This window comes from Roseococcus thiosulfatophilus (assembly GCF_017311575.1).
In the GTDB taxonomy this organism is placed as follows: Bacteria; Pseudomonadota; Alphaproteobacteria; order Acetobacterales; family Acetobacteraceae; genus Roseococcus; species Roseococcus thiosulfatophilus.
In genome coordinates this window covers 1-772 of sequence record NZ_JAFFQY010000052.1, presented here as the reverse complement: position 1 = coordinate 772, position 772 = coordinate 1, and the positions used below count along the sequence as shown (strand labels likewise).

Below are 772 nucleotides of genomic sequence, written 5' to 3'. Positions count from 1 at the left end.
ATGCGGCTGACGCGGCCGATGCCGGCCAGATACCGCTCGTTCGCCGCCGAGCGATAGGCGGTGTCGGCCCAGACATCGGAGGCGGTGTTGTTCGGATCGATCAGCCCTTCGCGCAGCCGCGCCCCGTCATGGGCGGCGGCATCGGTGGTCCTGCCACGCCGGATCACCCCGTGCCGGCGATCGATCGAGATATGCGACTTGTAGCCAAAGGTCGGGATGGCGATGTCGATCTGCGTCTTGCCATCGGCGGCGGGTTTCGCCTTGCTGAACTTCATCGTCCAGCGGGCATCGGTGTCCTTCTGGCGCGCCTTGGCCGGCTCGTCAGGCCAGATCGCCGCAGCCTTCTCGCCAGACTTGATGCGGGCCTTCTCGGCCTCGGTGTTGCGCTGGCGGGGCGCTGCCACCAGGGTCGCGTCCACGATCTGGCCCGCCATCGGCAGGTAGCCCGCACCCGTGATCGCCGTATCGAGCCTGGTGAACAGCGCCTCCAGCGCGCCGGCAGCGATCAGCGCCTCGCGGAAGTCCCACAGCGTGTTGGCGTCGGGCACCGCGTCACCGGGACCCAGGCCGCAGAAGCGCATCCAGCTCAGCCGATCGGCCACCAGGTATTCCGTCTGCGCCAGCGACAGCCCGTGCATCGCCTGCAGCACCAGCATGCGGAACTTCAGGACGGGATCGAAGCCGGGCCGCCCGCCCTTGCCGCGGTCGCGGGTGCCGAGAGCAGCGGCAAGATCGGCCCGGAAAATCTCGAAATCCACCGTCGCCGCAAGCT

General features: G+C 68.7%; 1 protein-coding gene. It reads right to left on the bottom strand.

The window, feature by feature from the left end:
* A partial coding sequence (locus tag JTN19_RS14520) for an IS5 family transposase (protein WP_206934107.1) occupies positions 1–772 on the bottom strand: 772 nt, incomplete at both ends.